At 39.6% G+C, this 12,924-nt stretch carries 13 protein-coding genes; 4 read left to right on the top strand and 9 right to left on the bottom strand.

The annotated features are described in order from the left end of the window. Positions 1-103: 103 nt before the first annotated feature. On the bottom strand, positions 104-1,741 hold the full coding sequence (locus O3607_RS08590; protein WP_371443696.1) for a phosphoglucomutase: 1,638 nt from the start codon (positions 1,739-1,741) through the stop codon (positions 104-106). An 83-nt stretch (positions 1,742-1,824) separates the two neighbouring features. Beyond that, positions 1,825-2,754 carry a YitT family protein gene (locus O3607_RS08585; protein WP_195186426.1) on the bottom strand — a complete coding sequence of 310 codons (930 nt, stop codon included), beginning with the start codon at positions 2,752-2,754 and terminating at the stop codon, positions 1,825-1,827. A 205-nt stretch (positions 2,755-2,959) separates the two neighbouring features. On the opposite strand from O3607_RS08585, the gene ispE reads away from it, so the two are divergent. From ispE to O3607_RS08565, 4 genes are all read left to right on the top strand, one after another. Further along, positions 2,960-3,856, top strand: a complete 897-nt coding sequence (ispE, locus tag O3607_RS08580) for a 4-(cytidine 5'-diphospho)-2-C-methyl-D-erythritol kinase (protein WP_371443695.1) — start codon at positions 2,960-2,962, stop codon at positions 3,854-3,856. Beyond that, on the top strand, positions 3,853-4,545 hold the full coding sequence (locus tag O3607_RS08575) for a GntR family transcriptional regulator (RefSeq protein ID WP_005385408.1): 693 nt from the start codon (positions 3,853-3,855) through the stop codon (positions 4,543-4,545). The genes ispE and O3607_RS08575 overlap by 4 nt, the downstream gene beginning before the upstream one ends. A gap of 145 nt (positions 4,546-4,690) precedes the next feature. Next, positions 4,691-6,151 (top strand): sodium:alanine symporter family protein, encoded by a 1,461-nt coding sequence (locus tag O3607_RS08570; protein WP_295231303.1) that lies wholly within the window; start codon positions 4,691-4,693, stop codon positions 6,149-6,151. 275 nt (positions 6,152-6,426) lie between these two features. Then, positions 6,427-7,683, top strand: coding sequence for a Glu/Leu/Phe/Val dehydrogenase (locus O3607_RS08565; protein WP_005385406.1), 1,257 nt, complete (start codon positions 6,427-6,429; stop codon positions 7,681-7,683). A gap of 84 nt (positions 7,684-7,767) precedes the next feature. On the opposite strand, the gene O3607_RS08560 is transcribed toward O3607_RS08565, so the two are convergent. From O3607_RS08560 to O3607_RS08530, 7 genes are all read right to left on the bottom strand, one after another. Continuing rightward, positions 7,768-8,259: a QueT transporter family protein gene (locus O3607_RS08560; RefSeq protein WP_024065885.1), complete on the bottom strand. Its 492-nt coding sequence runs from the start codon at positions 8,257-8,259 to the stop codon at positions 7,768-7,770. Between the two features lie 600 nt (positions 8,260-8,859). Continuing rightward, positions 8,860-9,549, bottom strand: a complete 690-nt coding sequence (gene queC, locus O3607_RS08555; RefSeq protein WP_039968958.1) for a 7-cyano-7-deazaguanine synthase QueC — start codon at positions 9,547-9,549, stop codon at positions 8,860-8,862. 68 nt (positions 9,550-9,617) lie between these two features. Beyond that, a complete protein-coding gene (locus tag O3607_RS08550; RefSeq protein ID WP_024064458.1) occupies positions 9,618-10,373 on the bottom strand; it encodes an exodeoxyribonuclease III in 756 nt (251 codons plus the stop codon). 149 nt (positions 10,374-10,522) lie between these two features. Further along, complete coding sequence (locus O3607_RS08545) at positions 10,523-10,747, bottom strand: hypothetical protein (RefSeq protein ID WP_024064459.1); 225 nt, start codon at positions 10,745-10,747, stop codon at positions 10,523-10,525. Between the two features lie 13 nt (positions 10,748-10,760). Continuing rightward, positions 10,761-11,579 (bottom strand): sulfurtransferase, encoded by an 819-nt coding sequence (locus O3607_RS08540; RefSeq protein WP_287499564.1) that lies wholly within the window; start codon positions 11,577-11,579, stop codon positions 10,761-10,763. 223 nt (positions 11,580-11,802) lie between these two features. Continuing rightward, the gene (locus O3607_RS08535) at positions 11,803-12,255 is read right to left on the bottom strand and encodes a hypothetical protein (protein ID WP_178885524.1); all 453 of its coding nucleotides are present in this window, start codon (positions 12,253-12,255) and stop codon (positions 11,803-11,805) included. A 261-nt stretch (positions 12,256-12,516) separates the two neighbouring features. Continuing rightward, positions 12,517-12,921: a (deoxy)nucleoside triphosphate pyrophosphohydrolase gene (locus O3607_RS08530; protein WP_287533475.1), complete on the bottom strand. Its 405-nt coding sequence runs from the start codon at positions 12,919-12,921 to the stop codon at positions 12,517-12,519. Positions 12,922-12,924: the final 3 nt, after the last annotated feature.

Genomic DNA, 12,924 nt, shown 5'->3' with positions numbered 1-12,924 from the left:
TTAACCCATATGGGGCATTCAATAAACTATATTAATATATTATATCACATTTATTACTTTTCTACGGTGAAATCTTCATGAGTTTTCACATAAAAACGGTATTTTATACTTCGTCGGATAATGCAGCCGTTACGATAGCCTCTCCTGCTGTCAATAACGCAACTAAGCCTTTATCCCCTTTATAGCTTTCACCATAGATTTTATACAAATCCTCTGTACCAGATGGACGCGCCACAAACCAACCTGTTTCCGTTTCTACGCGAACGCCATCGATTGGCATATCCTTGTACAAGGACGTAGTACGTATATTGGTAATAAGGTCACCATCGACCTCAGTAGCTGTAATGGAACTAGCATTTAATTGTTTCAACTTAGCCTTTGCCGCCTTTGTACAAGCCGCATCAATGCGACCAAATCGTGGGTCCCCACAGCCTTCAACAATATTATTGTAAAGTCTATCAACAGTAGCCCCCATAACAGCATACATTTCCATCGCCAATAAAGCCATTACCATGCCATCTTTATCGGTAGTCCATACGGTGCCGTCCTTTTTGAGGAACGATGCCCCTGCAGATTCTTCCCCACCGATGCCAATCTCACCATCAAATAATAAAGAGCTAAAATATTTAAAGCCTACCGGAACCTCATAAACCGGAATTTCTTTAACAGCAGCCCATTTATCAATCATCGTAGTACAAACAACGGTTTTCCCTACCCCTTTATCAGTCCAACCACGGGTCGTAAACAAATAATCTGCAGCAGCCGTAAGGAATGCATTTGGAGAAACAAGGCCCTCTGCAGTAACGATACCATAACGGTCATAGTCTGGATCATTGCCAACAGCGAGATCATAATTGCCAATTTGTTTAATTACATCCGCCATCGCATATTCAGAGGAACAATCCATACGCACCTTACCATCATGGTCATAAGTCATAAAGCTAAAGGTTGGATCGTACTCATCATTGATGATATCCATATTGAGATTATATCGTTCTTTAATGGCCCGCCAATAACCGAGACCACTACCACCTAATGCATTGACAAGAACCTTAGGCTTAGCACTTTGAAGAGCTTCCATATTGATGATGGAAGATAACTCTTCAACATATAAACCCTTGTAGTCATACGGAACTTGTTGATCTGGTTCAATATTATCAATACTAATACGTTTGAACCCTTCTAATTCACAATAAGCACGAACGTACTCATTGGCACGGGTTTCAATCCATTTCGTTATCAATGTATCCGCAGGGCCACCATTGGTAGCATTATACTTAATACCCCCATTATCTGGCGGGTTATGGGATGGTGTAATAACGATACCATCCGCCTTATCAAAATGACTTTCATTATACCGAATGATAGCACGAGACACTGACGGTGTAGGCACAAAGTCCATATCCGCATCAACCATTGCAACCACACCATTACCGGCAAGGACCTCAAGCACTGTTACTAATGCAGGCTGAGATAAAGCATGTGTATCTTGGCCCACAAAAATAGGACCTGTCGCACCAAATTGTCCACGACCATCACAGATAGCCTGCGTAATAGCTGCTACATGTAAATCTGTAAAGGTACCATTCAAAGAGGTACCACGATGACCAGATGTACCAAAGGATACGAGTTGTGTCGGATCCGTTACATCCGGTGCATTATCAAAATATGCATCCACCAGAGTTTGTACATCTATAATATCTTGTTCTTGTACAGGCATACCTGCTAATTTATGAGCCATAGGAACCTCCTAATCTCAACTGTATATATCATTCATAAAACATTATATTTACACATGATTAAGATGAGATGACAAATACTTACTTATTGATTGTGTACAGTCTCTGTATCGTCCTCTTGTGTAGTACTCTTATCTTTCAACTGTTCACATACTTCAGTCGGTATAATAGGCTGCGTAAAGCCTTGACCAATAACCTCTTGTGCATCGGTTATCAAAATAAATACATTTGGATCGGCCTCTTGAATAACCTCTTTTAATTTATTTACTTGCAAGAGATTAACGGCTACCATAACGATTTGCTTCGGCGTCCGTGTGTAGGCACCCACACCATTAATAATAGTGGCTCCACGGCCAACCTTTTTGATGATGCATTCGCAGACCTCATCGGTACGATAGGTAATGATGAAAGCTACCTTTCGTTGATTAAACCCGATAACTACCTTATTCGTAATGATGGTATACACATAGACACTAATAAGTGTGACCGCTACGGCTTCAAGGCCAACAACACCAATTGCGGCAACAAGGATGGCACAGTTTATGGCACTATTAATGGACCCCATTTGAAGTCCATAATATTTGCGTACAATGAGTGCAATAGGATCAAGCCCACCTGTGTTACCGCCTACGCGGTATACAATGCCAAGACCGACACCAGTAGTAATACCAGCCATCATGGAACTCAACAAAGGATCCTTAATAATCATGTCATATTGCAAGAAGTTAAATAAATCAACCATCCAAGACAGCATCAATGTGCCATACAAGGTTTTGATAACAACACGGGTGCCCAGCCACTTCCAAGCAGCCCAGAATATAGGAATATTTAAAATCATATTCCAAGAACCAACGGATAAGCCCGTTACATAATACAAAATCAAGCCTACCCCACTAATACCAGTACTCACCAATTTGTGTGGCAATACAAAGGCATCAAGGCCGGCACCAAATATGGCACATCCAAGAATGACCATAAGGCTTTCATAGATAACACTTTTATACTTAGCGAACATAGCCCCCTCCAAATTGCCATTTCACTATAAATATTCTATAATGAACTAACTAAAACATACGCTATTTACAATATATTTAGTAATAAAACAATATGCGTATACAAATTCATCATAAACCACTTAATGGTTATTTTCAATCACTTTATAAGAGTATAAAATAAACATATAAATTGCATATATTCTGTATGTTACAAACGAGGCTATCATGAGTAAAAGTTTTGAGCAACTCGGTTGCAGTAAAATCAATATTGGACTTGCCATTACGGGCAAGCGTGAAGACGGATATCACGATATCGACTCTATCTTCCAATCCATTCGCCTTAGCGACTCCATTTATTTTGCGAAGCATCATTCCGTAGTTTTCTCCGGTGGCGCTCCAGAATTACCTGAGTATATGCAAAAATTAGTTACTTACGGGGAAGAAAATCTTGCCCTCAAAGCATTACGGGCACTACAAGCTTATACCGGCTGCAAAGCGGGAGCTGCCATTCACCTATTAAAACGAGTACCTATTCAAGCCGGTCTTGGCGGTGGTAGTGCTGATGCGGCAGCTATGTTAGTAGGTCTCAATCGATTCTGGGACTTACGACTCCCCCAAGAGGAACTTTTACAAATCGGTGCTACTCTTGGATCCGATGTGCCATTCCTATTGCAAGGTGGTACAGCACGTGGCACGGGGCGTGGTGAAATATTAACGTACGGAAAATCTCCAGATCCACATTGGTTATTACTAGTAAAGCCAAAGGTTTCTGTATCAACTGCAGCTGCTTATGGTCGCTTCACAAATAAGTCCGTAGCAACAAAACAAACCATCGATACAGTCCAACAACACTTAGAAAATAATGACTTAAAATCAGCATTCCTTACTAGTGCTAATACATTTGAAGAACTACTCTTCCCTGACCATGAAGAACTTGTCATTTGTAAAGAATTCTTCACTAGTCGTGGGTATCCAACGATTATGACTGGTAGTGGCCCTACAATGGTGGTATTGCTGGATAAACCAATGGAAGCATTACAACTGCAAGAAGAGATCAAAGCAGCAGGCCATGATTGGCTATCGCTCATTACAAAAACATGTACACAGGAGGACTTACCATGACAAAACGGTTACAACCAATACGCTTAGATGCGTATAAACCTCTACGCGAAGTCGTAAGTGAAACATTACGTCAAGCCATTCAAGACGGCGTGTTAAAACCGGGCGAACGCCTTATGGAAATCCCTCTAGCTGAAGAACTCGGTGTGAGCCGTACACCAATTCGCGAAGCCATTCGTAAGCTTGAGCTCGAAGGTTTTGTTGTCATGGTTCCTCGCCGTGGTACATATGTAGCCAATATATCGTTAAAGGATATTACTCAAGTATTCGAAATTCGATCTGCCCTAGAAGAACTCGCAGCAGGCCTTGCTGCCGAACGCATAACCGAAGAGGAAATCGAAACACTAGAACGAATGCTCGTAGAGATCGGCGACCATATGGAGAATAAAAATATGGAGTCCGTCGTAACAGCAGACGTAGAATTCCATGAAGTACTATATCGTGCATCTCGTAACGAACGTTTAGCAGATATCGTACACAACTTGCGGGAGCAAACCTATCGATTCCGTAGCTTCTCTATGAATCAACCGGGCCGACTAAGAAAAACATGGGAAGAACACCGTCAATTGGTAGAGGCCATTGCTTCACATAATGCTACTCAAGCTCGTAAGTTAGCAAGAATTCACATGGAACATTCTGAACAAACCTTATTACAAGGCATGGAGGAATCACCGGAATTCACTAAAGCTTAAAGAAACATCTTAGTTGCTATACAATAATAAACTATTAATAAAATCCTTCACTCTTGTGAGGGATTTTGTTTTACATAGTCTATAGAAATTGATACAATATTATTAATAATTATAAGAATTCTTTTTATGAGAAAGGAGCGTTTTTATGGAAGCAATGCTCAATGATGCTATTTCTACCATTAATGGCTATTTATGGAGTTATTTCATCATCTTTATCCTCATCGGCGCAGGTCTCTTCTTTACGATGACAACGAATTTTGTACAAATTCGTATGATCAAAGAAATGATTCGCCTCGTAATCAATGGTGCAGGTAGTTCTACAGAAAAAAATCATGTATCCTCATTCCAAGCGTTCTGTGTTAGTACTGCATCTCGTGTAGGTGTTGGTAACATCGCAGGTATAGCGATTGCTGTTGTACTCGGTGGTCCTGGTGCTATTTTCTGGATGTGGGTTATCGCTCTTATTGGTGCTGCTACAGGTTTCATCGAATCTACATTGGCACAAATCTACAAAGAACCTGTTGCTAAAGGCGGCTTTTACGGCGGCCCAGCATACTACATTCGCTATGGCTTAAACAACAAAGCATTATCTGTTTTATTTGCAATTTTGATCAGTATTACATACGGTTGGATTTACAACTCTGTACAAGCTAATACATTAGCTGCATCTCTTCAAGTATTCAACTTTGATGTATCCTATACAGGCGCTGTAGTAGCAATTCTTCTTGGTATTATCATTTTCGGTGGTATCAGCCGCGTTGCTAAAGCATCTGAAATCATCGTTCCTATCATGGCGGTTTTATATATCGCTACTGCATTATTCGTAGTTATTATGAATATCACTCAATTCCCACATGTAATCTATACTATTATCTCCTCTGCTTTTGAACCAGTAGCAGCAGGTGGTGGCTTATTAGGTGCTACTGTAATGAATGGTATTAAACGTGGTCTATTCTCCAACGAAGCCGGTGAAGGTTCTGTGCCTAATGCAGCGGCTACTGCAGCTGTTAACCATCCTGTTGAACAAGGTCTTGTACAAGCATTCGGTGTATTCCTTGATACATTTATCATTTGTACCGCTTCTGCTTTCATCGTGCTCATCGTTGGTGACTATAGCACAACAGGTTTAACTGGTGTTGCTCTAGTACAACATAACCTTGAACAACAACTTGGTTCTTGGGCACCAACAGCGGTAGCAATCTTTATCGTAATGTTCTCCTTCAGTTCCTTAATTGGTAACTATTACTACGGTGAAATTAATATTAGCCACTTAACAGAGAAGAAATTCTATCTTCATTTATTCCGTATTGGTGTAATAATCATGACATTCGTAGGCTCTATTGCCTCCCTTGATTTAGTATGGAATTTAGCCGATTTATTCATGGCCTTCTTAGTATTAACTAATATTAGTTCCATCGTACGTATGGGACGTACTGCAGGTCTTGCTCTTGATGACTATATCAAACAACGCAAGGCAGGCATCGAAACACCTGTATTTAACCGTTCTGTTCTTAATCATACATACGGTATCGTATGGTGGGGTGACGGCCAAACTACAGACTCTTCTGTACCTCCTACTCCAGTGGAAAATACAATGGAAAAATAAAATATATTCTCTTTAGAGATCGGTGAAAGTATCTTTCATCGGTCTCTTTTTTTTTTGTAAAAGTATCCATTTATACTGTAAAAACTACGATTTATATCTAACTTTAGGAGTGACTATAATCACAGTAAATATCTATATTCTATACACTTTTCAAGCATTAAAAACTATAGAATATAGTTATAAAATTATAAAGGGTATTATGTATACAACGTCGAATACTACAGTATGTCTAAAATTAGCAAAACTTAATTTACTCTTATATACAGGAGGTTATTATGAGTGGTTATAATCCTTATGAAAACATGCTAAATACGTTAGATGTAGCAGCAGAAAAACTCGGTTATTCTCGTAGTGAGTACGAAGTATTACGTCATCCTGAACGAGAACTAAAAGTAGCTGTACCTCTTCAACTAGACAATGGTGAAGTTCGCGTATACGAAGGTTACCGTTGCCAACACTCCACATTACGTGGTAGCGCTAAAGGTGGTCTTCGCTTCCATCCTGACTCCGACGAAAACGAAGTTCGTGCATTGGCAGCTTGGATGACTATTAAAAATGCTATCGCTAACATTCCTTATGGCGGTGGTAAAGGCGGTATCAAAGTTGATCCTAAAACTTTGAACCCTCGCGAATTAGAACGCTTGACTCGTAACTTTGTACGTCGTATTGCTCCTATCATTGGCGTAAATACTGACGTGCCTGCACCAGACGTAAATACAAACGCCCAAATCATGAGCTGGATCGCTGACGAATACAGCACATTAAAAGGTGAATGGAGCCCTGGTATCGTTACGGGTAAACCTATTGAAGTAGGCGGATCCTTAGGTCGTAATGAAGCAACTGGTCGCGGCTGTCTCATCGCATTACAAAGTTACTTAGCTAAGAAAAACTTAGACATTAAAAACCTTACTGTAGCAGTTCAAGGCTTCGGTAACGTAGGTTCCGTAGGTGCTCGCCTCATCGCGCAAGCAGGCGCTAAAGTTGTTGCTATCGGCGACGTAAGCGTTAATATCTACAACCCTAACGGTATTGATGTGGAAAAAGCATACGAATATGCTAACTCCCATGGTCGTTCCCTTGAAGGTTACAGCGAACCAGGTATGACTACAATTGGTGCGCAAGAATTATTGGCTCAACCAGTTGATGTATTGTACATGGCAGCTCTTGAAAACCAATTGAACAAAGACAACATGGAAAACATCCAAGCTAAAATCATCTTGGAAGGTGCTAATGGCCCTACTACTAATGATGCAGATAAATACTTCTATGAAAAAGGTATCGACATCATTCCTGACGTTCTTGCAAACGGCGGCGGCGTAGTTGTATCCTACTATGAATGGGTCCAAAACAAAGCTAGCTTCTACTGGACTGAAGAAGAAGTTAATGAACGCTTAACTAAAAATATGCAAAATAGCTTTGAAGCAGTTTGGGAAATGCAACATAAATACAATGTACCACCTCGTCAAGCAGCGTACATGGTTGCCCTTGAACGCCTCGTAGTAGAAACTAAATGGCGCGGCTACAACTGCTAATACTTTCAACCTCCATAACATTTAGCCATAAAAAAGGCGTAAGCTCACATCGAGCTTACGCCTTTTTATTTACCTATGTACTTTTTATTTGAAAGCACCTAATAAAGCGGCCATGCTAGGACGGCTGATCAATGCTTTTACCAAAACAGAGCCAAGCACTGCTGGAATTGTTTGACCTACGATGAGGTTCAATACCAATGGCCAGTATGGCAGGCCAAGCAATGGGCTTAGCCATAATGGTACACAGAGCGCTGGAACAAAGATGATTGGCAAAATCGCCCACCAAGCGCTAAGGCCAAGTTTACGCATACCTACGATAATACCTGTTGTTAAAATACCGACGCCAAAGCCGCCCATCATATCGAGGATACCAAGACCACCGAATAGGAAGTTAGAAATGAGGTTACCAATCCCCATTGGAATTACCAAAAACGGAAAGGCATAAGCAAGTGCATATAATGATGTTGCTATACGAATTTGATACGCTCCGAAAGAAACGCTTTGCGTTAAATATAGTACGACGATGTACAATGCCACAACCATGGCAGAAATAGTCAATTTACGTGTAGTAATCATAACACTCACCTCCTCAAATAAAAAAAGCATGGCAAAACTACCATGCTATAAATGCTTATGAATTTCCGTAGTTTTGTTTAGAGACAGGATGGTTTCAAACTGTCTTATTTAGTTGTTGCATTTATAATATCATATATTTTCGATATCTACAAGTCGTTGAGAGCTAAAGCAGCCTGTTACAGCAACTACCATCAGTGTAATATTGGCAAGGGTGGGGTGGCAGAAAATACCTTTCCTCATCGCTCCACTGGCTATACGGTCATCGGCCGAGGGCCTCGACCTGCCAAAGTCGCTCTTTGAAAAGGTATTTTCTTCCACTGCGAATTTAACAAATCAATATTACAGATACATAGTGACGTAAAAGGCCGCTTTAACTCAGCATCCCCCACATGATAAATAATATAAAATATATTACTCATCAAAGCGCCTCAACTAGTCTAAGCCAGTTGAGGAGAGTTAGCGACGTAGAAGTCCGCCTCAAGGCAAATATGGTGTCTTATCTATTAGTTTATATGTAAAGTAGCCGCCTAAAAGGCGACTACTAATATAATCCAGTTTTGGTGTATGTAGAGAAGTTTTAGTGGATGTAGAGAAATTCTATTATTGTGCTGGGTCTTCAACGCCGTTGGCGCGGAATGCTTCGGCTCTGTCGATGCAGGTACCACAGTGTCCGCATGGTTTGTCTCCGCCTTCGTAGCAGGACCATGTTAGGTGGTATGGTACGCCAAGGCGTAAGCCTTCTTTTACGACGTCTGCTTTGTTATGGTTGATAAATGGTGCTTCTAGAGAGCATTCTTTACCGGATCCTTCGAAGATAGCATCACCCATGGATTTATAGAAGTGTTCTGTACAGTCTGGGTATGCGTTACCAGCCGCATCATCGCTATGGGCACCATAGTAGATATAGCCGCAGTCTAGAGATAAGGCTAAGGAAGCCGCCGCAGATAGGAATAGGCCATTTCTAAATGGCACATAGGTGCTAACCGTACCTTCCCCTTCTGTTTCTTGTTGTTCCTTGTATGAACCTTGAGGTATTGCCTCTGTGGATTGGGTCAATAAAGAGCAATTGCTGAAGGCAAACAATTTAGTGACATCCATCGTTTTACCTTCAATGCCATAATAAGCGAGAATAGATGCAGCAGCCTCTAGTTCTTTACTATGTTTTTGACCATATTGAATGGATAACGGCACTACATTATCTTTGCCAAATCTTTCAATAGCTAGCGCTAAACATGTAGTACTATCTACACCACCGCTAAATAAGACAACAGCCTTTTGTTTTTGAGCCATAAGGTCTCCTTTCACCTATTACAACAGCCCCATCCTAAGATGAGGCTGTAGATTATACTTTCAATATATTATAAATCGATATCTAATTCTACTGGGCAATGATCAGAGCCAAAGATTTGTTGGTGAATTTTAGCTTCTTGAATTTTGTCGTCAAGACGTTTAGAGGTGATAAAATAGTCAATTCTCCATCCCGTATTTCGTTCACGAGCCTTGCCCATATAAGACCACCAGCTATATTCCTCAATAGCATCTGGATAAAGGTGACGGAATGTGTCTGTAAAACCAGCACCTAATAGTTCGGTCATTTTTGCACGTTCTTCATCTGAGAAGCCTGCATTTTTACGGTTTGTCTTAGGGTTTTTAAGGTCGATTTCTTGGTGAGCTACGTTGAGGTCACCACAGAGAATAACTGGTTTTTTCTTATCTAATTCAAGTAAATAGTTGCGGAATGCATCTTCCCAAGTCATGCGGTACTCAAGACGAGCCAATTCACGTTGGCTATTTGGCGTATAGCAACATACTAAATAGAAGTTTTCATATTCTGCAGTAATAACGCGACCTTCTTGATCGTGCTCTTCAATACCGATGCCATTAGTTACAGATAATGGTTTAATGCGCGTGAATACAGCTGTACCACTATAGCCTTTTTTAACAGCACTATTCCAGTATTGCTCATAGCCTGGCAACTCCAAAGAAATTTGGTCAGGTTGTAATTTAGTTTCTTGTAAACAGAAAATATCTGCATCCAGTTCATTAAAGGATTCCATAAATCCTTTTGTTACAGCGGCACGAAGGCCGTTTACATTCCAAGAAATTAATTTCAATGCTTACTCCTTATTCTAATAGTGCTTTTACATACCAATATAGTTTGTGAAAGCCTCTATTTCAACAATTTCCTTATATTTCAAAAATATTCTTATTTATACTAGCAATTATAGTATGTTATACAGTTTAGACAGAAAGTTGTACATTACTATTGTTTGTGTTTCTTTGCATGTCTTGCTTCCGCACGAGCCTTTCGAGCATTTTCGTTTGCTTTAAGATCACTTTCACGTTTTTCACGGAAATAATTAGCTATGGAAGATAAAACAAGAATTACCAACACCGTAACATTAAACATGCCGGGCCCAAAGGTATAGATGTGATAACACAAATAACCAAACGCAACAAGGGTTAGTAGATGTTTTAAAATTTTCATTTGCCCTCCTGTATTATCGTAATGTTTCTACACCAGTCTTAAGTGGGAAACCGTCATAGGTTACCCAATCACTAGAGCTACCAACATATAAAGCCGATTCAAGCCCTACTTCGCTCATAGTTAACATCGCATTACAAGCGGTTACCCCTGAGCCACAGTAAGTCACAACAGGTCTATTTTGGTAGATTTCATTATAGTACTCAGCTTCTAAATCTTTTACAGACTTAGGACCATCTACGGTATAACCACTTTCATAAAAATGATTAACAGCACCAGGAATGTGACCAGTCATGCCATCCATCGTATCTACTTGAGACCCATCGTAGCGGAACGGCGCACGAGCATCGATGATAACATGGTCACCCGTTTCACTAGCCTTGAGAACCTCATCACGACTCATAACCATATGCGTTTGTAATTCATAGTTGAAAACAGACGGTTCTGCAGGTAATGGAGTTGGTTCTTTAGTTAGAACATGACCTTCCTTAATCCAGCGTTCAACACCGCCAGACAATACGCGTACATCCGTTAAACCCAGGTAGCGCAACGTCCACCATAAACGTCCCGCCAAGAAAAGCCAAGAGTCATATACAACAACCTTGGAATCACGAGTAATCCCGTAAGACTCAAAAGTATGAGCCAAACGCTCCATATCTGGTAATGGATGACGACCGCCATGCTCACCTACAGGGCCTGTTAAATCCTTATCTAAATCTACAGGAAAAGCCCCCTTAATATGACCTTGTTTATAATCTTGATAACCTCGAGCATCTAAGATGATAACCTCATCGAGACAAGCTAATAACTCTTTAGGAGTGATGAAATTTGACATATGTACTCCTTTCATATAATTATATCGAAAAATACAAATCTGATAATATTATTATATAACGATATGAAAGTATGGACAATGAATATGAAAATATAATTTAAACGATAAGCCAATATGTTCTAATAGCTCTTTCACATTACAAATATCCTATCCATACAAAATAAAAGGTACACCTATATAGTATTATAGGCGTACCTCTATATTGTATGCTGATGTATTTCAATTATAAAAGAAAAGAATTCCCACAACGTAAACATATATATGTATGCTCCCAGTCGCGACGTAATCCTGGATATATGTCTCTATTCCATACATAACGTTGATATGTTTTGTAGATTAACAACGCATATGCACCAAAATAAATAATTAGTGAAGCCTCATGTTTACTTAGACCGGAAATCCAAAGCAATAATACGAGACCAAATTGAATCGCAATCCACCACTTTAAAATAAATGTAGCAATTGATTTTTTCATCGGAGGTTTTGCCATCATAGAAAGTGCTGTTTGTTGAGTACCTACAGTATTGCCAATACCAACACCTACTCGACCACCAGCACCAATACCTACACCTGTAGTTACACCATTTACATTAGAAAAGCCACCAGCATAAGCAATATTATAACTTTGAATATTTTCCGACTGACAATATGGACACACGTATGCATTCTCGCTCATAAATCTCTCTCCTATTATATCTCATAATACTATAATAGTTTATATCCTACTTAGAATTAATGAGAAAGTAATGAGAATTACAATATTTTTATGACTAAAAAAGCCTCTATCAGGGATAGAGACTCTTCGTAATTAAAAGATAACTTTATAATATTGTTTAAATGCCTTTACTGAGATAATATACGCACTTGAAGTAGCATCAATCTTTTGAAGCTCATCACATAATAAAACTAGAGTTTATACTAATACTAACACTAATAATTATAAACGTTTAGAGATCGCATCTACTGCATCAATATCAGCAGGTAACCAATCTACTGAGTATAAATTCTCTTTTGAAAGCCATTTAGCCGCTTCATGTTCTAATAGAGTAATATCAGAATCATTTACTAAAGAACATAAATAACAATACATTGTTAAATCAAACTTCTCATACCCTGTATATTCAATAGTAATAATATGTTCCAGAACGGTAATCTCCGCTTCTAGTTCTTCATGTATTTCTCTTTTAAGTGCTACCTCGTGAGCTTCGCCAGGCTCAACCTTACCACCTGGGAACTCCCAACCATCTTTTAGATCACCATAACCACGTTGAGTAGCTAATATAGTATTATCTTTTTTGATAATTGCTGCTACAACTTCAATATGTTTTCGTTCTTCACTCATATA

The sequence above is a fragment of the Veillonella sp. 20925_1_51 genome, assembly GCF_041431445.1.
Lineage (GTDB): Bacteria > Bacillota > Negativicutes > Veillonellales > Veillonellaceae > Veillonella > Veillonella nakazawae.
This window is presented reverse-complemented; position numbering and strand designations above follow the sequence as displayed.

Bases quoted from the DNA above. Each gene is read 5' to 3' on its own strand.
- O3607_RS08570 (WP_295231303.1), top strand. From the start codon at position 4,691: ATGGAAGCAATGCTCAATGATGCTATTTCTACCATTAATGGCTATTTA.
- O3607_RS08585 (WP_195186426.1), bottom strand. From the start codon at position 2,754: ATGTTCGCTAAGTATAAAAGTGTTATCTATGAAAGCCTTATGGTCATT.
- ispE (WP_371443695.1), top strand. From the start codon at position 2,960: ATGAGTAAAAGTTTTGAGCAACTCGGTTGCAGTAAAATCAATATTGGA.
- O3607_RS08575 (WP_005385408.1), top strand. From the start codon at position 3,853: ATGACAAAACGGTTACAACCAATACGCTTAGATGCGTATAAACCTCTA.
- O3607_RS08565 (WP_005385406.1), top strand. From the start codon at position 6,427: ATGAGTGGTTATAATCCTTATGAAAACATGCTAAATACGTTAGATGTA.
- O3607_RS08540 (WP_287499564.1), bottom strand. From the start codon at position 11,579: ATGTCAAATTTCATCACTCCTAAAGAGTTATTAGCTTGTCTCGATGAG.
- O3607_RS08545 (WP_024064459.1), bottom strand. From the start codon at position 10,747: ATGAAAATTTTAAAACATCTACTAACCCTTGTTGCGTTTGGTTATTTG.
- O3607_RS08530 (WP_287533475.1), bottom strand. From the start codon at position 12,921: ATGAGTGAAGAACGAAAACATATTGAAGTTGTAGCAGCAATTATCAAA.
- O3607_RS08590 (WP_371443696.1), bottom strand. From the start codon at position 1,741: ATGGCTCATAAATTAGCAGGTATGCCTGTACAAGAACAAGATATTATA.
- O3607_RS08560 (WP_024065885.1), bottom strand. From the start codon at position 8,259: ATGATTACTACACGTAAATTGACTATTTCTGCCATGGTTGTGGCATTG.
- queC (WP_039968958.1), bottom strand. From the start codon at position 9,549: ATGGCTCAAAAACAAAAGGCTGTTGTCTTATTTAGCGGTGGTGTAGAT.
- O3607_RS08535 (WP_178885524.1), bottom strand. From the start codon at position 12,255: ATGAGCGAGAATGCATACGTGTGTCCATATTGTCAGTCGGAAAATATT.